This is a genomic window from Syntrophotalea carbinolica DSM 2380, from assembly GCF_000012885.1.
Taxonomy (GTDB): Bacteria; Desulfobacterota; Desulfuromonadia; order Desulfuromonadales; family Syntrophotaleaceae; genus Syntrophotalea; species Syntrophotalea carbinolica.
The window spans coordinates 2501847-2526533 of the sequence record NC_007498.2; the positions used below are offsets into that span (position 1 = coordinate 2501847).

Below are 24687 nucleotides of genomic sequence, written 5' to 3' on the forward strand. Positions count from 1 at the left end.
CCTCACTTACAAACATAACTGGCACAAACCTGTTCCCGCGGCAAAAAGCCGAGAGAGACTGCCAAGGTTGACCACCCGGACCATTAATCATCCGATACGGTGCAGCGTAAAACTTCCTCGAAAGATGTAACGCCTTCCTTAAGCTTGATCAACGCGGATTGACGCATGGTGTTAACCCCGAGACGCATCGATTCGCGTTTGATTTCGGAGGTATTGGCCCCAGCCAGAACCAGTTCGCGGATTTCCTCGAACATGGGCATGATCTGATAAATGCCGACACGCCCTTTGTAACCGGTATTATTGCAGACATCGCATCCGGCACCGCGGTAGCAGACATACTCGTCCACGGCTTCCGGAGACACACCCGCATCGATCAAGGCCTGTTTGGGGATTTCCTCAACCTCTTTGCATTCTTTACAGACGCGCCGCCCCAGGCGCTGTGCGGTAATCAGGTTGACCGCCGATGCTACCAGGAAGGGTTCGATCCCCATGTTGAGCATACGGCTGATGGTGCTGGGGGCATCGTTGGTATGCAGGGTCGATAACACCATGTGACCCGTCAATGCCGCCTTGATGCCGATCTCGGCGGTTTCAAAATCGCGGATCTCGCCAATCATGATGATATCGGGATCCTGCCGCAAAAAAGAGCGCAACGCCGCGGCGAAGTTGAGGCCGATCTCCTCGTGCATATGCACCTGGTTGATACCGGCAAAGTTGAATTCGACCGGGTCCTCGGCGGTTGAGATGTTGAGGGAGGTATCGTTCAGTTCCGCAAGCGCCGAATAAAGCGATACGGTTTTGCCCGAACCGGTCGGCCCGGTAACCAGAACCATGCCGAAAGGCTTATGAATGGCCTCCTTGAACCACTGCAGCGGCTGCGGATCATACCCCAGCTTGGTCATATCGAGCTGCAGGTTGGATTTATCGAGCAACCGGCAGACGATCTTTTCACCGAACAGGGTCGGCAGACAACTGACCCGGTAGTCCATGTCCTTGCCGCCGGGCAGTTTGATCTTGATACGACCATCCTGCGGCAAGCGACGTTCGGCAATATCCAGTTCCGCCATGATCTTGATACGGGATGTTATGGCCGCCTTGAGTTTCATGGGCGGCTTCATCGCCTCATAGAGCACACCGTCGATACGGTAACGGACCCGGAACGACTTTTCATAGGGCTCGATATGAATATCGGAGGCTTTTTTCTTGATGGCGTCGGTCAGGATAAGGTTGACCAGCTTGACAACTGGCGCGTCCTCCGTGGCCTTTTCCAGAGCATTAACATCAACGTCATCTTCCTCGTCGACAACCTCGAGATCTATATCTTCGAGATCTTCCATAACATCGGCGAAGGTGGCACTCTGGTCGTAATATTTATCGATCGCCGCCTTGATCGCCGACTCGGTGGCGACCACCACCTCGATATTGAACCCGGTCATGAACTTGAGATCGTCAATCGCAAACAGATTGGACGGATCGTTCATGGCCACGATCAGCGTGGAACCCGCCCGGTTGACGGGAACAATCTGATATTTCTGGGAGATTTCGGCAGGTACGTGACGAATGACGTCGGGATCTATTTCGAAATCGTTGAGATTGATGGACGGGACACCGTACTGTTTGGACAGAAATGCGGAAAGTTCCTCTTCCTTGACAAAACCGAGGCGCACCAGGCAGGTGCCGAGGCGCCCGCCGTTCAGCTTTTGATCCTCCAAAGCCTGGTTCAATTGCTCGGCACTTATCAAATCATTGCGAACCAGCAATTCGCCGAGTCGGTTACTTGTCATAAGAAATCCCTCTGGACAATGAAATAAGCAGGTGTAAGTTCAAACATATTATCATTAATAGCGCTACAGACTAGCCAAACATTAAGAAGAAGTCAAGAAACCAAAAAACTTTTCATGGCAGACCAAGCGCCCGCTGCATGGCGCCTTCAGGGGGATCCTGTCCGGTCCAGATGCGGAAAGCATCTTCCCCTTGAGCAATGAGCATACCCAAACCGTCTGCCGCCCGATATCCATATTCGCGAGCCGTGGTCACCAGAGGGGTTACCGGGGTCCGGTACACGATATCATAGACAACGGCACTACGATTGAGCCGCGACCATGGTATTTGCGTAAAGACCTCCCCCTTCATGCCAACGGCCGAGCTGTTGAGAACCAGGTCGACGGATGGGCAGACCTCCGCCAGTTCCGTTTCATCCAGGCCTACCACAGCAAAAATCGTTCCCGGAAAGCTGTCTCGAAAAGACCGTGCAAGATCTTCGGCTTTTTCCCGGGTACGATTGACGATACCAATCCAGCGGGCTCCCATTTCCGCCAGGGCCACCAACGCGGCGCGACCGGCGCCGCCGGCGCCGAGCATCAGAATGCGCCTCCCCTTGGGACAAAAATCCAGATCCCTGGCCAGCGACTTTATGAGACCGGTCTCGTCCGTATTATAACCGATCAAATAGCCATCCTTATTGACGACGGTATTCACCGCCCCGATCATGCGCGCTTTTCGATCGAGCTCATCGAGAAACTCAATGATTTTCTCTTTATGGGGAATCGTGACATTCACCCCCCGAATCCCCAGCGCACGCACTCCATCCACTGCATCGGCAAGCTTTTCCGGTGCAACGGGAAAAGGCACATAAACGGCATTCATGCCAAGCGCCTGAAAAGCGGCGTTCTGCATAATCGGAGACAAGGAATGTTCGACCGGATGACCGAAAATACCGAAAACCTGCGTGGTGCCGCGTAAAATCATAGATCCTGTCCTTCTCTATCCACTGGTGTTCCACAATCGAGATATTCCCAATATTTAACGATTTTTTCACAGGGCAGTAATGCCCGCGCCCTGCGGATATCTTCCCGAATGGCATCCATCAACGACTCCGGGCCATCGAAACATTTTTCATCGCGCAATCTTTCGACGAAATACACGCGCAGCTTTTCCCCGTAGAGATCCCCTTCGAAATCGAGGAGATGGACCTCAATAAAAGAACCGGCCGCGCAAAACGTGGGATTCTGGCCAAGATTCAACACCCCGTCGATCAGCACGCCGCCCCGCTTCACCTTGACGGCATAAACACCGGGACAGGGCATTAATTCCTTGTCGGTTTTGAGGTTGGCCGTGGGAAAACCCAGCTTCGATCCGCGCCCGAAACCGTGCACGACCCTACCCTCAAAAGTGTAATGCCGGCCGAGGACCTGAACCACATCGCGCATTTCACCCCGGCGAACCAGTTCCCTGACCCGGGTTGAGCTGTAGACCGTATCTCCTGTGGCAATGGGATCCAGAACCTCAACGGAAAAACCGAGGTGCTCACCCATGCGACGGAGCAACTCGATGTCGCCGGACCGATCCTTGCCGAAAAGATAATCGTAACCAACGACAAGATGGCTAACCCCGATTTTTTCCACCAGGACCTCGCGGACAAAACGATGCGCCGGAAGTTCGGCCAAATCACGGCTAAAGGGTGCGCAAATCAGCACATCTATACACGAGGCCTCGATCAACACTTCTTTTTCGGGATAGGTGTTGATCAGTTCCGGTGCGCGCTCCGGTGCCAAGACCTTTAACGGATGAGGCACAAATGTGTAGACCACAGATGTGCCTCCGATTTCGCGACTACGCGTGACAATGCGTCTGAAAATTTCACGATGCCCCAAATGAATGCCATCAAAATTACCGATGGTGACCACAGCTTTATCGATGGGGGTTTCCAAATCTTGCAGATCTCGGATAATTTTCATGGTTTTGGATTCAACACTTCTTTTTACTGCGCCGGCGACCGGCAGTGGCTGATGCCATATCGGTCCGCATCCCTTGCAGTTCAAAATCGAGCTCTCTGCGCTCCAGGTTTACTTTCACAAGTTGTACCGTCACCACCTCGCCGATACGAAAAATTTTTCGGCGTCGCTGACCTACCAGACGATGCAACTCCTCGTCAAATTCATAATAATCGTCAGTCAAGGTGGCAACATGCACCAGACCTTCGACAAAAACATCCTTGAGTTCAACAAATATCCCGAAAGGCTGTACATCGGCCACGCACGCATCGAAGACCTGTCCAACTTTATCGGCCATGAACTGGCACCGTCTAAGTGCTACGATGTCCCGTTCAGCTTCCATGGCGCGCCGCTCTTTTTGAGAGGTAAGGTCACCAAGTTCTTCAAGGTTGACCGTTGCAGAGGATCTCTTTGAAGTCGACAGTGCCCTGCTCAAAATACGATGCACAACCAGGTCGGGATAACGCCGGATAGGTGACGTAAAGTGGCAGTAGCAGTCGGAAGCAAGGCCGAAATGTCCGAGATTATCGGAACTGTAACGCGCCTGCTTCATGCTTCGCAGCAAAAACTGGTTGACCATGCGTTCTTCGGGACGATCACGAACCGTTTCAAGCACTCCCTGCAACACGGTCGGCGATACGGAATCGTCAGTCACCACCAGGCCAATGTTCAAATGGGCAAGAAACGTCTGAAAAGCGAAAAGTTTCTCCACTTCCGGAGATTCATGTATCCGGTAAAGCAGAGGGATATTTCTATCCGACAAAAACTTGGCCACAGCTTCATTGGCGGCCAACATGAACTCTTCGATCAAACGATGAGCCACCGTACGTTCGGCACGCAAGATCTGATCGGGCCGCCCCTGGAGATCGAGAACGATTTCCGGCTCCGGCAAATCAAAGTCGAGGCTGCCCCGGCGAAAACGCATGGCCTGCAATCGTGAGGCGAGTTCGGACATATGATGCAGCTGGGAAATCAGCGGATCCGACAAAGCGGGGTTATGAATTGCCCCCGCGGCCAACACATCGGCCACCTCACGATACGTCAACCGTGCCTTGCTGCATATGACCGCATGAAAAAAGCGGCTTTCCAGCATGACTCCCTGTTTATCAAAAAGCATCTCGGCAGTCAGTACCAGGCGGTCAACGCCGGGATTCAGCGAACAGATGCCGTTACTCAGCGCCTCGGGCAGCATCGGCAAACAACTGCCGGGGAAATAAACACTCGTTCCGCGCTCTTTGGCATCCCGGTCAATAGGACTGTCAGGTGCAACGTAGTGACCGACATCGGCGATAGCCACCCACAGCCGCATGCAACCACCGGGTTCCCGGCTGACGGCCACCGCATCATCAAAATCCTTCGCGGTCTCTCCGTCGATGGTCACGAACAGCGTGCTGCGCAGATCCTCGCGACCGGCGAGGTCTTCCTCCCTAACCACCGGGGCGATGGATCGTGCCTGCTCCAGGGTTGCGGTGGAAAACTCGCGGGGGAGATTGAATTTATAGGCAGCAGCCAGGATTTCTACTTGAGGATCGGCAGGATCTCCAAGCACCTCAACCATGACACCCCGGGGGGGCTCCCGACGGCCAGGGTACTGTGCAATGGACACAACAACAAGATCCCCGGCATGAGCATCGCCTGGCGCCGGGGACAAAAGCATTATGCCATGGGAAAGCGCTGGATCGCTGGGCAACACCATGCCGTATCCATGTCCGGGACGATACGTGCCAACGATCGTTTGATGGGCCCGGGACAGTACCCGAAGAACTCGCCCCTCGTATCCGCCTCGGGAAGAACGCTGGACACGAACGGCGACACGATCCCCATCCATGACTTCCCGCATATACCTGGCCGGTATAAACACATCGGCTTGACCGGCAGCTTCGGGAATGACAAAGCCATACCCCTGCCGGTGCACCGACACTTTGCCGACAACCATTTCGCTCGACCTGGGCAAAGAAAAGAGTCCTTTTCTAACCCGCCGCACCAATCCCTCATCGGCCAGGGAATCCAGCATGCGCAACGCATGCTGACGCTGATCTCGCGAAAGCTGGAATTGTGAAACGATCTGCCGTCCGGATAGTGGCTTCCCCCGGTTTTGACTCAATAGTTTCAAGAGATCATCGGGCGTCAGATTCATAACCTAAAAACCTTTATCTTCTACAAAAAAAGAAGCAGCAGAGTTTCCCTGCTACGCCCCGCCCCTTTCGTCAATCGACTCAATCCTCAACCATCTCGTCACGAGCAATCTGATTTATCACCAGACCACTGAGCAGCTTGGGATAAAAATAAGTCGATTTCTGCGGCATTTTTTCGCCGGCATTGGCCACATCCCGGACCTGGGTCATTCGTGTGGAGTTCATCAGGAACGCCATTTGATACTGTCCCGATTGTACCAGAGAGAACGGCTCGTCAAAATTTTTAATGTATTTAAGGTTGGTCTGCTGTTCCTGGGCTTCCGGGGTTATATGAAGCATCTTTTCCAAGACCAGGCGGTGCAGTATCGACACATCGAGAGTGCGCAGTGCCTTGGAAGCCTTTTCATCAAAAAAAGCGTCCATGCAGTGTTCATCCTTGAGGGTTAGAAAGTATGTAGTCCGTCCGCCCGCAAAAAGCCCCACAGAGGGTCGGGCCTCCCCTTTTTTCTGAAGGATGTTACGCACCTCGCGCCTGGATTCGGCATCATTCGGATCCATGGAGTGAGCCTCGACCTCAAAATAATCGCTTAATTCGGAAAGAAACGGTTCCAACCTGAAAGATTGCAATCCATACACCAGGCGATGCGTGGGAAAGATCAACATCCCCTGGTCTTCCATGTTGGCAAAGTACATCAAAACGTAATTAAACAGTTCCTTGCCGCTGAAATCGTCGCACTGTCCCCGCCTGAAATCGCGGTAATTCAAAGCGGTCTCGTAACGATGGTGACCATCGGCAATAAATACAGGTTTGTTTTCCAGTAATTCGCAGACCTTTTGAATAACGGTGTCGTCAGTCACTTGCCATAAACGGTGTATGACCCCGTCGTCATCGGTGACTTCAAGATCGGGAGTCCGCTTTTTCAATTCCCAGGTCAGGGCCTCCTGCACGCAACATGGATCGGAATACAGACCGAAAATGGGGCTGAAGTTGGCTTCGCAGGCTTTGGTCAACTGCAACCGATCAGCCTTGGGGCCAGAGAGGGTTTTTTCATGGGGTTTGACCATGCCGGTTGCAAAATCCTCCAGGCGCGCCAGAGCCATGAATCCTTTGCGCACCACCGCCCCCAATCCCTCGGCCTGATATTCCTCATCGTAGAGATAAATGGATGGCTGCATATCCCTGACGAGAATATCGTCCGTCATCCACTGCCGAAACAAACCTGCCGCACGCACATAACGGTTACAGCCCTCGTTATCGCCCTCTTCGATTTTGCCCAAAATAAGGCGAACCAGGTTAAACGGACTGCGCTGATACAACTCCTCCTGCAACTGCGAAGAAATGACATCATACGGTGGTGCCGTAACGCGGGTAGGATCCTGGATTTTCTCAAGATTATAGCGAACGGCCCTGAACGGAGCGATCTTTGCCATACGTCGAGACTCCCTTGCGGTTGGTTTTACCAGCAGATTAAATACTTAACTATACGCAAGGGGCCATGGAAGGCGCAAGGGAAATCCTGCCTATAATCCTGGTCACCTAATATCCGCTACTATGCAACAAAAAAGACCTGGTCGGCAATAATTGCCGACCAGGTCTTTAGAAGATAATCTTTTCAACCTTATTTAAAAAAGAGCTTAAAAAAACCCAGCCTCCTAATCACCAGCATCCTGCCTGCGCTGCATTTCTTGCCCCGGCCTGATTGATCGACATAGTCCCACAGTCATCCCCGGCCTGTCCTGCCTGCGGTACAGCCTCGAGGATAAAAGATGTCGCATCCGGAGCACCGCCTGCCTGAAAATGAAAACGATAACGTCGGGACTCAATTTCGTTAGCATTGATAATTGTCACTCCGGTAACCATGTCCTGCACATCGAGACCCGCATATGTATTATTACGGGTATAATGACGTTCCAAACGTTGGGCCATCTCCGTAAGAAGACCTTTTGCAGCAGCACGGTTAGTTCGCAGAATATGTTGATTGTAAATCGGTACGGCGATAGCACTCAAAATGCCGATAATCGCAACCGTCACCAACAGTTCGATCAAACTGAAACCACTCTCTTTTGTTTTCATTATCTACTCCGTAGATCCGTTATTCAATTGGCATCTAAAACCCCAGTGATCATCGTATCTGTCGCCAGGATGAGCGTCCCAGGAAACTACCGTCACCGGGTTTTTCCGTTGTCGTTTCGATAGTACCGGAGGAGGTACTCGACAATTTGTATTCCTTCGTTCCCGCAGAAATTACACCGGGGGTCGTAATGATGCCGCTTTGAGAACGTTTTCCGCTGACCGGAACTTTAACTTCTTTGCCATCGATCTCCACGGTAACATAATCCCCTTCGTCAAATAGATCATCACCATCGAGATCAAAAACGCTGTAGGTAACCCGTCCTCCGGTGAGGGGATCTACCTCATACAACCAACCGGTCCCGCCGAATTCGCAAGGATTTCCTGACGGTACAACCGAAGTGTAAACCAGATGATCGCCAATCAACAACGGCGAATCGACGACCCTTTCGCCTTCCGCACCGTTTATCGGGGAAACCATATCCATGTACCAGCCTTTCACATCGGAACCGTAGACCACATCGTAGTCCGAAATAACCCGGAGATCGTAATCGAAGGCATTGAGCTCTACAAGAATGGATTGTTCCACGAGAACGCTACGATCAGTTTCAGCGATCTGAGCGTTGTTATCACGGCTGTCTCGAATACCGTAAAAACTTTGTACCGGCGGATTTGTCCCCACCACATTATCAAACTTTTCAAAATATTGCCCGGTACCAAAATAGACCATGACCTCGACACTATTTCCATTCGGACCGTATCCTACATTGGGCCGACTGGTAATCGGCTGAATTTCCCCCGAGGGTCCCTTGGCTGTAAATAAAGGCATATAAGTACTGCCCTTTTTTAGAGCAATCACCCAACTATTGATATTGGTTGCACTGACATCAAATTTCCACATATTGCCATGCAGGTCGCCGGCATATATGGCATCAACGATACGGTCCCCGTCATAATCAACAGGCGCTGGGGTCGCTAAACCATTCGGTTGAGCCGAACTCCCGGTGCCTGTATCGATCTTTTTGATCAAAGCTCCCGTCTCCAGATCGACGATATAAAGGGCAGCTGTATAGTTAGTACTGTTGTAGCCATTACCGAACACGGCAGCCCATCTACCGTTGGCCATGCGGACGATATAGGCCTGGCCGATAGTATAGCCTAGATCCGTATCGGCGTATTCCCACAGGATGTTATCTTCGGTAAAGCTGTCCGGTTCGGTAACATCGAGAGCGAAAACCGACTTACCACCCGCACCCAACGTGCCGACGAGAACGGTTCTCCATTCTGGAATACTATCACCGGAAATATCGATATAGGCATCGGTCGCCCGGGGGGAGCCGTCGACATACATTTGGTGTTCGTAAGTCGGATCGGTAAGGGCGCTCAGATTTGGAAAGACACCGAGAGGAACATAGGCAAACTTCTCTTCCCCGTTTCCGGCATCAAAAGCGTGTAACATACCGTCGTTAGCACCCACATACAACATTTTGGGGCGGTTTTGGTAAACGGCCGATTCCCGGTAGCTAAGATAGGTTGACCCTTCCAGATCCGGAAGATCGCCGTAACCATAATTTTGCGTACCGACAAACCACGGATCCGAATTAACGATATCCCCCAATACACTATCACGATTCCTGAAAGGACCACCGTATTTTTGCTCTTCAGACTGGTCTCCGCGCAAATAATTCAATCGTTCTTTCCCCAAGCCATCCACTGCGCCCGAACCGTTTTGATTCAGCAGGGCTTGCTGAGTTGTATGCAATTCGGTCGTTGTCGTCCAGGTAAAAGGAACGCCCTGCGGAGTTCCGGATACATCAGGGTTGAGAGTATAAATATCCCTATTGATGGGCAAGGGCAACAACTCTGCCGCATCCCAGACAGGCAAACCGACGGAGCCATCTTCGTTCACTGGATAAGCCAGCAACTGTCCGAACCAATCACCGCTCTCAAACCGCGCCTGGTAGATAAGGGTATCGGTATCGAGCCGGGTAGAGTTGGTTGCGATAGCGGCAGCCGAAGACGTCATCCCAAGAATTTCGCTAAAAGCTTCGGACAATTGGTCTGTAAGGGTCAAGGCATTGGTAACCAGAAAATAGTTATCCGGTTGTCCATCGCTATCAGCATCCCATTCCCCGTCATCGGGCAACCCATTTTCGTCCAGGTCTTTAAAATTCCCGTATTTCGCAGCGTACCACAGTGGGTTTTTCAGGAAAAAAGCGGAATTATTCCCCGAAACCTTAAAGGAACGGCTTGCCGTAAGGGGCAACGGTTTATCATCGTCCCAGTCAACACCGATAGTCCCCCCGGGAGGAGTGTCGAGAAAATAGTCAGGATCGGAAGCTTCAGTGGTATCCACATCCCGCACTTCGAGATATGTCCCGTCCGCTGTAGTCCCGGATATAACATATCCCATGTGCTGAATAATCGACCCAGCGGCATATGTCGATTCCACATTTATTTTTACCGTATCGCTATCGATAACTTCATAGGTGTATTCGACTATCGCATCCATATCATGGTCAGCACCCTGTTCAACGTCTTCAAAATTGATACGGAATTTTCCCGACGTTGACGACAGGCTTTCGACATAAAAATCGACGATGGAGTTGGTCGGTTGGAACGATCCTTGAGTCGCGTTTATCGAATACCCTCCTACCGATTTGGCAAAAGGGACCAAGGTTATCGTACTATCACCCACCGGAATCTTGATCTGGGGCAAAGGCGACGCAAGAGCCACGGCAAAGGTAGTCATCTTCTGCTCTTCCTCGGCATCGCTGATGTCATTTTGATTGGCGAATAGGCTGATACTTCCGGCATAATATCCACCGTGCTTAGTCGGTTCTTCCGGAGCAAGGCCGCGCACGGAACCGAAGCTTTCGGCCGCTTTCGGAGTCGGCGCCCCATCATACACCGAACCCGATTGCCCAATAAAAATCTTTTGATCCGAGCCGTATTCATGACCCCATATCTTTTGCCCCAGAGAATCGACGTCGAGATCACTGACATCACCGGAAAAAGAGTTAAAATAACTCCCGGGCAATTGTCCGGTGTCATAGGAGGGGTTGATATCACTAATAATAAGCTGGAAAGGTTTTGCACAATATTCATTATTTCCCTCGGCAAAGGGATCGTCCCAACTCGCCAAAGGCAAGCCCAAGGTAGCATCATCGTTGCCGCTGGAAGCAATATCAAACGCGGAGGTCGGACTGCCTTTGCCGGAAAAATATCGCACGCCTTCATACATCATCTCGGCAATAGGATTCCCCCACATCCGACATTCGCCATCGTTGATGGGGCGAGTAGTGATCCATCCGCAATTTTGATTATAAGTATATCCGGTAGAAAATCCGATGGTTCTCAGCTTATCGATGGTCTTGACAATGCCATTAACCGAGGTGAATTGACCGGTTTCGGCATCAACCTCATCGGAGAAACTCCCCATTTTTTTGCGCAACACACCACCAGAGGTGTTTTTTGTATAGGATCCCGTCAACAGACCGAACAACATTTGATCGTCTTCACCATACTCCTGCAACAATCCTGCAGGTTTGTAATGGTCGACACTGCTTGCATCGGTATATTGGCGGCAATTACTTTCTAACATGCCGCTTTTACACACCTCTACCCGCACGGCATAGTCTGTGATGACGGAGTTGCTGGTGCTCACATCATATACCGATTGAATTAACCCGGAATAGGATGCGGCAGGTACAATTTGCCATGAACTTCCGGAATCGGGTCCGGACCACCATAGCTCATAGCTGTCCGAGCCGGAAGCTTCCTGGTGACGAAATTCCACTTTGTGGTTGCCACTACCCAGGGATATCGTGCCGACACCGGAAGGGGGCACAGTGGAAGAGGCACCGTGTCCACTATACCATCCGGTCACCACCGTGCCATCGACAAGGACTTCTACCGCATCGTCCCCGTTAACCGAAAAAGAATAGGTTCCCGCCGTAGATACGACCAGGTAACCCTTAAAAACCGTAAGGTAATAATCATCGGAACCAAAGGGGTTTCCACTACCATCGATCAAGGAAACCGATTGAGATCCCTGCAAATGACTCGCAGTAGCAAATTGATTCACCAGATCTTCATAAGCCGAATGGCTCGCGGGATAACCCGTATAACTGGTACCTGACGATTCGAGACTACTATCGAGAACTGGCTGTTCCTTGGAAACCCACTCCCAGATGCGATGGCTGCTGTTTGGGAGAACCCTCAGTCGCGGAATAGTATCATCGGCACGCAGAGTCGTATTGCCGAACAAATGACGATTACCGCTATCCGGCAGAGCCAGGGGTGTATAATCCTGAATATCATAACCATCGACGGCAACACTGGCGTATTCCTTCCCCCAACTGTGGGCATCCTGGGGGACATGCGAACGCTCCAGGACTGTTTCAGTGGCGGTATCAACCGAGCGATAACCGCCATAAAGAACTTTTCGCAGAGCATCGATGCGGGCGGTGGTCAGATAATTGAGGAAATCTCCGCTCCACTCATTCGATCCGGAGCAGGTTTTATCGGCAGAGACACTGCTGGGGTCAAACCTTGCGGGACTCGCCGAGCCATCATATTCGTAACACTTGTAAGAATCAAAATAACCGAAATATTCGATGGCGGGATCGTAGCGGATATCCAATTTACCATCGTTATTGAGATCCGATGCATCGTTGTAGGCTTCGTAATACAGCTTATGATCCCGCCCCATAACAATCAGATTCAGGGGAGGAACCTCCTGGGTCAAAAACAGGGGGGACTGGGCAACCTCACCGGCAACGGCAGACGTTGTCATACCTGCAACCCAAAGTACCAAGAGTCCCTCAAAAAGCAATGTTTGCCATTTATTTACAGTGAATCTCATCGCATATCTCCTCTGCTCCGATAACACGGACCGCCCATCGATCCCTATCCGCAGATGCTATACATAATCCTTCGGTCTATTTTTTAAATGTGGTCTGCAGTATAACCGTCGCAGTGGAGGCACCACCCACCCCGCGGGCGGTCACTCTATAGACCCGGTTGTCGGCAACCGCCTCACCTGCAACCAGCGATCGGTTGTTGCCGGTTTCAAGTTCTCCGAGATCCTCGACAATATACCGGGGTTGCTCCGCAACTCCATCGATAGTATTGGCCCCGGAAATAATACGGGAATCATTTTCATCCCAATTGATAAGTTCCCAACGGGCCGTTGTCCCGGCGGTGGTCGGCTGATAGAGACCACCGCTCCCGTTAAAAGACGGAAGAGCCGCACTCTCCAGATAATATTCGGCGTCGCGCAATGCGGCTTCGGCAGCCTGGAACGCTAAGTTGCGATTGCTCATATTGCCGGCCATGCGTTCTTCCAGAACGCTGCCCTGCATCCCCGCCAGGGCAAGTAGCGACAGAACCAGCAAAATAACCAGACTGGTAACGAGAGCCGCACCTTTCTCGCTTTTTCCGGAACCAACATTCAATGGTTGAACATATTTTCTCATTTATTAATCAACCTTTCGGTATTATCAGGGTAAACGGTTGCGCAGAGCCACAGTCGTAGTAAAGACCTGGCGCAAGCGACGATCATTAGCAGCCGCGATATTCGTTCCATTTAACGTATAGGCTGCTGCATCGACTTCGCCACGAAGAACTTCATCCATACTCGCCACGAGTAAGCCGACGCGTACAGCCAGAACCGTTGCCCAATCCGCAACCCCGGCAGCCGTTACATAACTATCGATATCGCGATCGCTATCGGCGTCGATGCCATAGGTAATCTGCATCGATTCGATACCACCGACAATCTCCTGTGCTACCCCAGAACTAACCTTATAATAAAGACCGGGCTCGCCATCGGCATTCGTACCAATAAAATAGACATAGGTGGTCATTTTAGCGATTTCGGCCCCAGGCCCGAAGGAATGGCCGAGATCCTTGGTCGCATTGCCGGGGGAACCAACCCCGGAGTTATGAACAACGTCTGCTTTAATCGACCCACCACCGTCGGTATAATTCGTGACCTGAAATACCGCTGCAGCCTGACAATCGGAGACCATGACGATATCAAAATCGGCAATCGGGGCCGGATTAATCCCACCGGTGATCTTAATGTCGGCGGAGGTATCGGGCATCTGCTCGACGATTTCTACCATCACATCACTATCCATCTTGCGGAGAATAAGAACATCTGAACCGATTATGGGTGTAATACCCATAGCTACAAAATCGGCCGCGTTCGGATCGGCAACATCGTCATAACCTTCTACCGCACGATCGAAATCAAACAGGGCTCCGGCTCCGGCATTCAGGGTATTGGTTACCGATACCCCGCTCCCCGCACAGCCTCTGTATCCGGTCTGTCGTGTATCACGGGTTAAGAACTCCATGGCAAAGCGCCCGTTCTCCTGCAAATTGGACAGTTCCTCCTCAAATCGGTAGGAGGTCGTAGTACTGATAAATATCCGGTATACTCCCCCGAGTAACAACATGCCTATAAGCATCGCTATCATCATTTCGATCAGCGAAATTCCCCTCGAGTTGCCAGTGATCGTAAACCCTATCGGCATCTTCATTCCTCTATCTTTCATAAAATCGTCTCAACGGTAATGAGTTGCGGGTCTCCCTTTTCGTCCCAGCGCACTTGAATAGTGGCACGGATACGACCATTACCGAGATTAGTCATGGTAATTGCTCCCTCGCCGTTGGGAAGATCATCTACGCTACCTAACCAACCGGTTAGATCCTGTTGCACCAGTGTGGGCAACCCACCATCCGGGGTATTACCAAAGTCGATTTCATAGGGCCAGGAAGACAGACGTGCTGTTTCCCGATTGGCTCGCATACGCTCAACAATGTCGTAGGCATAGAGGGTAGCCTGCGAACGTTGCAATGCACTGTAGTTGGTCGTAACGCCACGGGTCTGAACACCGGCAAGCCCAATAAGCCCGATCGATAGAATCAATAAAGCCACCAGAACCTCGATAAGGGAAAAACCTGGGGGCCCGGAGGGTGTTCCGTCGACTTCAAATACGGATTTATCGATCATGGACATTGGGCAGCTCCCCGGTCGGCTCTAACGCGACCGACAGAATTTATGACAATAGAAAAAGCATTGGCGGTACCCCGCTGATCGCACATACGAAAGGTATCGTTCGGAAGCCCTCCTCCCCCGCGGCTGATGCCGTTGGGCAAGTAACTGAGGGAATTTGTAAAATTGGCCCCGGTACGCAGCGTCACAAGACCGCCCAAACCGTTATTGACGAACAAAATGGTCTCGGCGGCATCCGGAGCGGCATTGGCGTTTGGATCGTTAAAAACGATCCAACCCTGTTCCCAGGTCCCTGCACCGCTACAAGTCGCTCCATCGTTGCTCGGACAAATGGTCACCCTGACACCGCGCTTAATCGCTTCCTGACGAGTCAGATTCAAAGTCCTAACCACTTCGTTGGTCTGTGTCATGAGCCTGTTTGAGAGAACTAATCCCCTGAAAGCAGGCACGGCAATAGCCAACAAAATACCTGCCACAACAATGGTTACGATGAGCTCAATGAGGGTAAAGCCGGCCCTGCATAAACCTCTGTCCCTTGAGCTGGGTGAAACATTTCGTATAGCCATGCTGCCTCCGGTAAGCTTGTACTGCATATTATCTTCTCCAAAATCCATGCCATTTTTGCAACCCGCTAATCTTACGAAATTTCAAACGGTTACGAGTGACAAATGAAGTTACCCTCAACGCCAACCATGCAAATTTTGCACGATCATGCAAATTTTGCCTTTATTCCAAATCATACTCCCTTATTTTGTAATGCAGGTTTCTGAGGCTGATATCGAGCAATTGCGCAGCCTTCGTCCGGTTACCGCCGGTTACCGACAGCGCTCTCCTGATATATTCGGGTTCTATCCGCGATACGGCTTTTTTGAGAGACATATCCTGTCCTCTATCCCGAGGGTGCCGCCGGATTTCCCAGGGCAGATGCTCCATGCATATTTTGTCATCACGACAAAAAATGGCAGTCTTTTCCATAAAATTGGCAAGTTCGCGTACATTGCCCGGCCAGGCATAACGTTCGAGAGATTCAACCGCTTCCGGGGTCAGTGATGGGCAACTACGCCCCTCCCTTAAAGCAAGACGGGAAAGAAAATGTTCAGCAAGTAAGGCGATATCGCCCTTGCGTTCACGCAAAGGCGGAAGATGGATTTCAATAACCGCCAACCTGAAAAACAGGTCGGAGCGAAAACGCCCGGCATTGATTTCTTCTTGCAGGTTTCGCGCCGTTGCGGCGACAATGCGCACATCGGTGGGTCTCGGATTCACCGCACCAACGGGACGCACCTCTTGCTCCTGAAGAGCCCGTAGTAACCTGGGCTGCAATGTCATTGGCAATTCTCCGATTTCATCCAGAAACAAGGTCCCGCCTTCGGCCGCAACAAATAAGCCATCATGACCGCGGTTCGCTCCGGTAAAGGCACCCCGAATATGGCCGAAAAGTTCGCTATCGATAACCCCGGCGTTCATTCCACCGCAATTGATAGCTATGAAGGGTTTTCCCCGCCGCTTGCCCTGTTGGTGCAAGGCACGCGCAACCAATTCCTTACCGGTTCCGGTTTCGCCTGTAACAAGAACCGGCGAATTTACCTGCGCCGCACGCCCGACCAGGGTCATTGCCTGCTCCATACCCGAGCATGCATAAACCATCTGCCCTGATTGCGCCGTGCGATTTAGCTCCTGACGTAACAGGCCGTTTTCTTCCCGCAATCTCAAACGTTCTTCCGCCTTGCGTAAAGTCAACACAACTTCATCGGGTTTGAACGGCTTACTGATATAATCAAAAGCACCTTCTTTAAGACACTCAACAGCAGTATCTAGATTACCGTAGGCACTCATCATTATAACGGTGGGGGACACATTGCGGGCCCTTAATTCCTTTAAAAATCCCGGTCCGTCCAAAGTCGGCATGCAGACATCGCACAAAACGACATCAAACATTTCTTTCTCCAGGCGGATCAAAGCCTCCTGCCCATTTGCGGCCTCGGAAACAACATATTCCGCCCTTTGCAATACCAGCCTAAGCATATGCCGCATGCAAGACTCATCATCAACGACAAGAATTTTTTTGACCTTGTCTCCCACTTACAACCCTCTGTTCGGAATGATGGGAAGCCGAACGGTGAACTCGGTCCCCCTCCCCTTATCGGAAACGACTTCAATATAACCACCGGCCTCTCTGATAACCCGATAACAAACCGCAAGTCCCAGCCCCCTCCCTTTGCCGGGTTCTTTGGTCGTAAAAAATGGGTCGAAAATGTGTTGAAGGCTCTCCTCTTCGATACCGATCCCATTATCGGCAACATTCAAGGATACCCACCCCTCCAAAACACCAGCGGACAATCGGATCGTCCCGGGGCCGACAAGAGCATCCCGTGAATTTGAGACCAAATTAATAAACACCTGCAATAGACGGTGACGAACCATATGCACCGGTGCAAGAACCGGTGGTAAATCGTTTTGAATCATTTCCCCGGAAATCTTACCCTGATGAGTCAGAATATCGATAGCTTCTTCGAACACTCTTATCGGATCAAACAACTCTGCCGTTGTAGAAGCCGGTGATGCAAAGTCGAGCAAATCCCTTACCAATCGATCTATCCGGTTTGCTTCGCCGGAAGCTCTTTCAACCAGTCCGGTTTGAGGCCCGGAGCGTAATTCTGCTTTTAGCAAGGAAAGATAGCCAATAATAGCGGTTAAGGGATTCCCTATTTCATGGGCCAATCCCGCCGCCAAATGGCCGACCGTGGCCATCCGCGCCGTATGGATTAACTCATCCCGGGTTTTTTTAAGTTCGCCATTGACCTGTTGTAAGGACAATATGTATTCATCCGTTTTTTTGCGGCTATTTTTTAAAGTTTCGACCATCCCATTGTACGCCTTGGCCAAAGAAGCAATTTCCCGGGGTCCTGCTTCTGGAACGTGTTGCTCCAGATTTCCGGCGGCAATGGCCATGGTCGAAGTTAGAAGGCGGGCGGTAGGACGCACCACATGGCGATTCAAAAGGTATATACCAAAAATAAGCACCACCATGCCGTAGAGAAATGCGTATAATATGACCATGCGACGGGCTCCCTGCAATTGGTCCCTGATTTCCCGCAGAGACAACCAACTTTGCAAAACGCCAACCGCTTGTCCGTTAAAACGAATGGGAACTTCGATTTTTGCCAAAAAATCGCTACGGTTTTTGCCCGCCGGCCACAGGGGAGGATACATGACCATGGAACGAGTTTCTGTGATAACTTCGGGATTCCAGCGACGGTTTGAGCGAGAAGCAAAAACATCCTTCTTATCACTGGATGCAACGCGCTCCAACATGTTTCCTTTTTGTAACCACAGTTCGGCGCTGGCTACTCCCAGTAAAGAACCGGTCCGATGAAACATTTCATTCAATTGAATATTAAAAGGACGTGCACTTACACCATCCCGTGAAGATAGGTTAGTCATCGTCTCCAAAACGGTTTGAAAGATGGCAACCCTTTGATCGATAAGTTCCTTTTCACCGAGACGTAGAAGAAGGAACCCTCCCATTAGCAAAGCAGCTCCGACCAAAAACACCAAATGCATGATAAGTTCAGACCGGAGACCGAGGGACCGGGTTTTGAAAATAAACAATATCGGCGTCAAGAAAAAATTGATTTTTATCATGTTTTTTATCTCATAAATCTTGAGCATAGCATAGACTTTCATCCACAACAATAAATCAATATCTTCAATAAAAAAGGCACCTTCACTTTAAATACAAACACCTTCCAGACCGCTAAATGAATTGCAGGTACAAAACCATTGAAACAAATAATCTCTGCCAACGTCTACAAACTTTACATCTTCGCCTTCCTGAAGATGACCCTGTTTCCCATGGCGATCATCACCCTGTTCTGGAAGGATCATATCGGCCTGAGCCTGACCGAGATTCTGGTGCTGCAGGGATTGTTTTCCCTCGCCAGTGTGGTGATGGAATACCCTTCAGGGTACCTCAGCGACCGGTTGGGATACCGTGCCGCGCTGCTGGTGGCGGCCTTGTTTGGCATTATCGGCTGGACATTTTACCTGTTTGCGGATTCCTTTGCGAGTGTCCTGCTGGCGGAATTGCTGCTCGGGGTATGCTACGCTTTCATCAGCGGATCCGACAGCGCACTGCTGTTCGAAACGCTGCAGGCCGAAAAACAGGAGGAACAATATGCGCGATTTGACGGGCGCATGACCAGTTGGGGGCAGACCGGCGAAGCGGCCGGCGCACTGTTTGCCGGGCTGATGTACGCCACCTCGCCGCTGCTGCCCTTTGCCCTGCAGATCGTGATCTGGATCCTGGCTTTGGGAATTTGTCTGACCTTGCGTGAATCGCCGACCGAACAAGGCCCGGCCATCCAGTCCCATCTGACCGAAGCGCTGGGGGTATGCCGCTATGCCTGGCGCGACAATCCGGCCATTCGCACCACCATGGTATTCGGCACCCTGCTGGGACTGGCATCGTTTTACACCGTATGGATGATTCAACCCTTCATGCAGCAATGCCAGGTCCCTCTTGCCTGGTTCGGGCCCATATGGGCCGGCGCCAATCTGACCATCGCCGTCTTTTCCCTGCTCAGTCACAGACTCCAGTACTACCTCGGCATGCGCGGCATGAGCGTGCTGTTCATCTCCCTGATTGTCATTGCCTACAGCGGTCTCGGCCTGACCGCGGGGCTGGGCAGTTTTGTGTTTTATTACCTGCTCACCGCCATGCGCGGTCTGCAAGGCCCCATGATGCGACACCGGCTGCAACAAGCCAGCGCACGTCGCAATCGCGCCAGTATTCAATCGTTGCACAGCCTGTCTTTTCGCATCGGCTTCATCGCCAGCGGCCCCCTGATCGGCATGGTCGCAGACCGCTGGGGGATGGATGTCGCCTTCCTGCTGCTGGCAGGAGTATTTGCATTGCTACTGCCGCCCATGGCGAAAAAGTTTCTGGCATACGCCACAACGTAAAATAGGTATACCTTGGTCCTTGGTCCTTGGTCCTTGGTCCTTGATCCTTGTCACTTGTCACTTGTCACTTGTCACTTGTCACTTGTCACTTGTCACTTGGGGATTTTACCGTTGCCCCAGCCCATCCGCCAGATATTCAAGAAACGAGGCAGCGTCCATGACGATACCGAGGGACTGACGGCTGCCGCGGTCCTGCAGTTTGGTGACGACCGCCGGGTTGACATCGACGCACACGGTTACGACACCGGCAGGCAAAAGATTGCCGGTGGCGATGGCATGCAGGGTGGTGCCGACCATAATGGCCATCCCAACACCCTGGACATGGCTACGCATGGCACGTTGGGCCGTCAGGGTATCGGTAATCACATCGGGCAGAGGACCGTCGTCGCGAATCGAACCGGCCAACACAAAAGGTACCGACCGGCTTATGCAGGCATGCATCACCCCTTTGGTCAGGCTGCCAAGCTCCACGGCCCCGGCGATGGAACCGGCCCTGCGGATTCGGTTGATGGCCCATAAGTGGTGGGCATGGCCTTCGCCACCCGGCGGACCGCCCTCGACAGGCACGCCAAGAGAGGTACCGTACAGGGCGGCCTCGATATCGTGAGCCGCCAACGCATTACCGGCGAACAGTACATCGATCCAACCGTCCCGAATAAGTTTTTCCAGTACCGGTCCGGCACCGGTATGAATAATCGCCGGGCCGCCGACCAGCAGGACCTTGCCACCTTCGGCCTTGATCCGGCGCGCCGTGGCAACGATCCGCTGCAACAAGGGCCGTTTGGGTTTTTCTGCCGAGACGGCACTCTCCATAAAACGGAAACCGGTGCTGTCCTGTTGGCGCGGAGGATAACTGACACGCACCCCTTCGGTTGCCACCACCACCCTCTGCCCCGCCCTGACGTCGGCCATGGGCACGGTCCACGCCCTTTGCATCGATTCGTCAAGCACAATGGCCAGATCCATTTCCTGACCGGTTACCGAAAGCCAGCGGCCTTCGACGAAAACCTCCGTGGGGAGATTGGTTGTGGCATAGAAGCGATCCGGCAATACCCCATCGGCCGGAGCATCTTCCCATTTCGCCGGTATCGGCATCACGGGCTCAACTCCCAGCAACGCCAGATTCTGCAATACCGATTGAAGCGTCGCTTCATCATCCGCCTTAACGCAAAGCAGCGCCCGGCTCTCAGCTTTGCGTGTTGTGCCGATATCCAATTCGACAATTTCGTAACACCCACCGAAACGTTCCACGGTGTCGAGTACCCGGGAAAGGATCGGCTGATCGATAATGTGTCCCTCAAGTTTGACATGCTGCGCTGGCATTTACACCTTCCTTCAGGACTAAGGCCGAGGACTACGAAAATCCCCTCTGGCGCAACACATACCTAATGCAGTAAAATGGTGAAAATGCATGCACAAGGATATGCGACCATGATCGATGCCATTGCCCTTTTAGATAAGTACTATATCCCCGCCAGCCAAGCCCATCGGATCCTGCTGGCGCACAGTCGAAGCGTTGCCGCAAAGGCCACCGATATTGCAGGCAGCCTGCCAGATGGGTCTGTCGACGTAACTTTCGTCACCGAGGCGGCATTGTTGCATGATATCGGCATATGTTACACATCGGCGGCGGCCCTTGGTTGTTTCGGAGACTTGCCCTATTTGTGTCATGGCCTGAAAGGACGGCAACTGCTCGAAGCCGAAGGGTTGCCACGTCATGCCCTGGTATGCGAACGGCATATCGGCGTCGGACTGACCTCGGCCGAGATTATCCGGCAACAACTCCCGCTGCCCGAGCGGGACATGTTGCCGACAACTCTCGAGGAACAGATTATCGCCTATGCCGACCTGTTTTTCTCCAAAAACCCCGCCAACCACGGTCGCGAACGAACCCCGGACGAAGTGCGCGCTTCCCTGATGCGCTTCGGATCCGACAAGGTGGACATATTCGACCGGTGGCACAGCATGTTCACGGTATGAATTCAATCCCGCCTGCTGTACCCCCCCCCTGGTTCGCCAATGATTGCGGAAAGCTGTTGCAGGACCGATGCTGGCTGGATTGAATAATTCGACAACCGGCCTGTGCCGAGGACTTTATCTTCCGAAAAAACGATGGCCGCCCCCCCCTGAGGGAGACGGCCTTAGTCGCAACAGACTACCGAAGCGCTTCCTTCTCATCCAGTTGCAGATAACGATATATATCCTCAGTCCGAGAGGATATCCGCTCCTCGTAAATCGCAAAGTACCGCTCCACTGTCGGAATGCGACCAAGCCAGCCGATAATGGCCGCCAGCTCCGCCGAACCGAGATAAACCTGAGCATCATCGCCGAGTCGATTATCGAAATTACGCGTGGAAGTGGAAAACACCCGCGCGCGGGCCGGAACCCGCGCCTGATTCCCCATACACAGGGAACATCCGGGCAGTTCAATACGGGCGCCAATGGCGCTGAAGGTTGCAAACAACGCTTCATCCTTCAACTGCTGATGGTCCATGCGGGTCGGCGGACAGACCCAGGTACGCACTCGGTCATTGAAATGTCGCCCCTCCCAGATGGCCGCAGCAGCACGAAAATGACCGATATTGGACATACAGGAGCCGATAAAAACATCGTCGATGGCTTCGCCGGCAATTTCCGACAACGGATGCACGTCATCCGGGTCGTTGGGGCAGCAGATAAGAGGTTCATTCAGCTCATCGAGATCCACCTCGATCACAGCCGCATAACGGGCATGGGCGTCGGCGCGCAACAAAGTGGGATTTTTCAGCCACTCTTCGACGGCGTCGATGCGATTTTGCAACGTTTCGGACGCTTCGTACCCATCCTCTATCAAACTCTTCATCAGCGCCAGGTTGGAACGCAGGAAGGTGGCCACCTGCTCCTCGTTCAGCTGGATGCAGCCGGCCGCGGCGCTGCGTTCGGCTGCCGCACAGGTTAACTCGAAAGCCTGCTCGACGGTTAAGTCTTCAAGCCCTTCCATTTCAAGAATACGGCCGTTGAAAATGTTTTTCTTATTCTTTTTCGGAACCGTCAGAAGCCCCTGGTTAATAGCCGTGTAGGGGATGGCATTGACCACATCGCGCAGGGTGATGCCCGGCTTCAGCGAGCCCTTGAAGCGCACCAGTACCGATTCCGGCATGTCCAACGGCATAAAACCCAGCGCTCCGGCAAAGGCTACCAGGCCGGAACCCGCCGGGAAAGAAATGCCCATGGGAAAGCGTGTATGGGAATCGCCGCCGGTACCAACCGTATCGGGCAGCAACAGGCGGTTCAACCAGCTGTGGATCACGCCGTCGCCAGGGTGCAGGGCGACCCCGCCGCGCTCTGCCATGAACTCCGGCAGACTATGGTGCATCTTGACATCCGCCGGCTTGGGATAGGCGGCAGTATGGCAGAACGACTGCATGAACAGCGGCGTCTGAAATTTGAGACAGGCCAGCTCCTTCAGTTCGTCCGCGGTCATCGGACCGGTGGTATCCTGCGAACCGACCGTGGTCATACGCGGTTCGCAGGCTGTTCCGGGCAGCACTCCGGGTAATCCGCAGGCCTTGCCCACCAGTTTCTGGGCCAGGGTGTAACCCTGATCGGGCTGGGGTACGGGGTTGTCCGGCAAGGTGAAAAAGTCGGCGGGTTCCACCTTTAGCACCTTCCGCGCCCGCTCCGTCAGGGAACGACCGATGATCAAAGGGATTCTGCCACCGGCCTGATACTCGTCCGGCAGGGTATTGGGCGCCAATTCGAAAGAGGTCAGCAGCTTCCCCGCAGAATCCAGAATACGCCCAGACAGAGGTTCGATGGTCACCTCCGCGCCATGCTCGAGCTTGTCGACCTCGGCATGGATAGGCAGCGCACCGGAATCCTGTGCCGTATTGAAAAAGATCGGGGCAATGGCGCCGCCGATGATCACCCCGCCTCGACGCTTGTTGGGTACGCCGGGTATATCTTCACCGATGTGCCAGAGCAGACTGTTGCAGGCCGATTTGCGCGAAGATCCGGTACCGACCACATCCCCGACAAAGGCCACCTGATGGCCGGCTTTGCGCCATGCCGCTATGGTTTCGATACCGCCGGCGAAGCGGCTGCCGCCCATACTTAAGGCATGCAGAGGAATATCGGGACGACTCCAGGCATCGCCGGCCGGCGAAAAGTCATCGGTGTTGATTTCACCTTCAACCTTGAAAACTTTCACCCGGATGCTCTCGGGCACCTTCGGGCGGGATGTAAACCAACTGGCCGCAGCCCAGTTTTCCAGAACCTGACGGGCATAATCATTGTTCTCAGCCAAGGCCACGATATCATCGAAGGCATCGTAAACCAGAGTCATTCCGCTCAAGGCTTCGACCGCCAACGGTGCCAACTCCGCATCACGCAATGCCCCCAGCAGCGGCGCTATATTGTAGCCCCCCAGCATGGCACCCAGCAGCTCGACGGCGGTGGTTTTGTCGACCAGGGGACTGACAACCCCACCGCGCAGAATGCGTCCGAGAAAATCCGCCTTGACCTGAGCCGCCGGATCGACTCCGGGCGACACCCGGTTTTTCAATAGATCCGCCAGCAGCGTCTCCCGACCGGACGGAGGAGCGGTCAACAACCGGCAGAGTGCTTCCGTCTGTTCTGCAGACAGCGGCAGAGGCGGGATCCCCATTGCTGCACGATCATCAACATGTTGCAAATATTCATTGAGCATAAAGTCTCCTCATATTTCATGGGCCGACA

Annotated in this window: 17 protein-coding genes; 2 read left to right on the forward strand and 15 right to left on the reverse strand. The window is 52.7% G+C overall.

Going from position 1 to position 24687, the window contains the following annotated elements; all coding sequences use genetic code 11:
- Positions 1 to 83: 83 nt before the first annotated feature.
- The 13 genes from pilB to PCAR_RS11850 all read right to left on the reverse strand — a co-directional run bounded on the left by pilB (position 84) and on the right by PCAR_RS11850 (position 18678).
- Positions 84 to 1784, reverse strand: a complete 1701-nt coding sequence (pilB, locus tag PCAR_RS11790) for a type IV-A pilus assembly ATPase PilB (RefSeq protein WP_011341901.1) — start codon at positions 1782 to 1784, stop codon at positions 84 to 86.
- Positions 1785 to 1896: 112 nt separating this feature from the next.
- Positions 1897 to 2748: a shikimate dehydrogenase gene (locus tag PCAR_RS11795; RefSeq protein WP_011341902.1), complete on the reverse strand. Its 852-nt coding sequence runs from the start codon at positions 2746 to 2748 to the stop codon at positions 1897 to 1899.
- Entirely contained in the window at positions 2745 to 3737 is a 993-nt protein-coding gene (locus PCAR_RS11800; protein ID WP_011341903.1) for a bifunctional riboflavin kinase/FAD synthetase, read from the reverse strand. The genes PCAR_RS11795 and PCAR_RS11800 overlap by 4 nt, the downstream gene beginning before the upstream one ends.
- A 10-nt stretch (positions 3738 to 3747) precedes the next feature.
- Entirely contained in the window at positions 3748 to 5910 is a 2163-nt protein-coding gene (gene rnr / locus PCAR_RS11805) for a ribonuclease R (RefSeq protein ID WP_011341904.1), read from the reverse strand.
- Between the two features lie 79 nt (positions 5911 to 5989).
- Positions 5990 to 7339 (reverse strand): DUF1015 domain-containing protein, encoded by a 1350-nt coding sequence (locus PCAR_RS11810; RefSeq protein ID WP_011341905.1) that lies wholly within the window; start codon positions 7337 to 7339, stop codon positions 5990 to 5992.
- Between the two features lie 226 nt (positions 7340 to 7565).
- The gene (locus PCAR_RS11815; protein WP_011341906.1) at positions 7566 to 7982 is read right to left on the reverse strand and encodes a type IV pilin protein; all 417 of its coding nucleotides are present in this window, start codon (positions 7980 to 7982) and stop codon (positions 7566 to 7568) included.
- A 49-nt stretch (positions 7983 to 8031) separates the two neighbouring features.
- On the reverse strand, positions 8032 to 12693 hold the full coding sequence (locus tag PCAR_RS11820; protein WP_425358613.1) for a PilC/PilY family type IV pilus protein: 4662 nt from the start codon (positions 12691 to 12693) through the stop codon (positions 8032 to 8034).
- A gap of 229 nt (positions 12694 to 12922) precedes the next feature.
- Entirely contained in the window at positions 12923 to 13459 is a 537-nt protein-coding gene (locus PCAR_RS11825) for a pilus assembly PilX family protein (RefSeq protein WP_011341908.1), read from the reverse strand.
- A gap of 24 nt (positions 13460 to 13483) precedes the next feature.
- Positions 13484 to 14545 (reverse strand): PilW family protein, encoded by a 1062-nt coding sequence (locus PCAR_RS11830; RefSeq protein WP_081425067.1) that lies wholly within the window; start codon positions 14543 to 14545, stop codon positions 13484 to 13486.
- Complete coding sequence (gene pilV / locus PCAR_RS11835) at positions 14542 to 15009, reverse strand: type IV pilus modification protein PilV (protein WP_011341910.1); 468 nt, start codon at positions 15007 to 15009, stop codon at positions 14542 to 14544. The genes PCAR_RS11830 and pilV overlap by 4 nt, the downstream gene beginning before the upstream one ends.
- Positions 15000 to 15599, reverse strand: a complete 600-nt coding sequence (locus PCAR_RS11840; protein ID WP_200858969.1) for a GspH/FimT family pseudopilin — start codon at positions 15597 to 15599, stop codon at positions 15000 to 15002. Before PCAR_RS11840 ends, pilV begins: the two co-directional genes overlap by 10 nt.
- 133 nt (positions 15600 to 15732) lie before the next feature.
- Positions 15733 to 17088, reverse strand: coding sequence for a sigma-54-dependent transcriptional regulator (locus tag PCAR_RS11845; RefSeq protein WP_011341912.1), 1356 nt, complete (start codon positions 17086 to 17088; stop codon positions 15733 to 15735).
- Positions 17089 to 18678 (reverse strand): sensor histidine kinase, encoded by a 1590-nt coding sequence (locus PCAR_RS11850; RefSeq protein WP_041531367.1) that lies wholly within the window; start codon positions 18676 to 18678, stop codon positions 17089 to 17091.
- A gap of 111 nt (positions 18679 to 18789) precedes the next feature.
- Between PCAR_RS11850 and PCAR_RS11855 the strand changes: the two genes are divergently transcribed.
- On the forward strand, positions 18790 to 19971 hold the full coding sequence (locus PCAR_RS11855) for an MFS transporter (protein ID WP_011341914.1): 1182 nt from the start codon (positions 18790 to 18792) through the stop codon (positions 19969 to 19971).
- 105 nt (positions 19972 to 20076) lie between these two features.
- Here PCAR_RS11855 and PCAR_RS11860 read toward each other — a convergent pair whose 3' ends face one another.
- On the reverse strand, positions 20077 to 21294 hold the full coding sequence (locus PCAR_RS11860; protein WP_011341915.1) for a TIGR00300 family protein: 1218 nt from the start codon (positions 21292 to 21294) through the stop codon (positions 20077 to 20079).
- 108 nt (positions 21295 to 21402) lie between these two features.
- Here PCAR_RS11860 and PCAR_RS11865 point away from each other — a divergent pair, with 108 nt between their 5' ends.
- Entirely contained in the window at positions 21403 to 21951 is a 549-nt protein-coding gene (locus tag PCAR_RS11865; RefSeq protein ID WP_011341916.1) for an HD domain-containing protein, read from the forward strand.
- A gap of 175 nt (positions 21952 to 22126) precedes the next feature.
- On the opposite strand, the gene PCAR_RS11870 is transcribed toward PCAR_RS11865, so the two are convergent.
- The gene (locus PCAR_RS11870; RefSeq protein ID WP_011341917.1) at positions 22127 to 24658 is read right to left on the reverse strand and encodes a bifunctional aconitate hydratase 2/2-methylisocitrate dehydratase; all 2532 of its coding nucleotides are present in this window, start codon (positions 24656 to 24658) and stop codon (positions 22127 to 22129) included.
- Between the last annotated feature and the right edge of the window lie 29 nt (positions 24659 to 24687).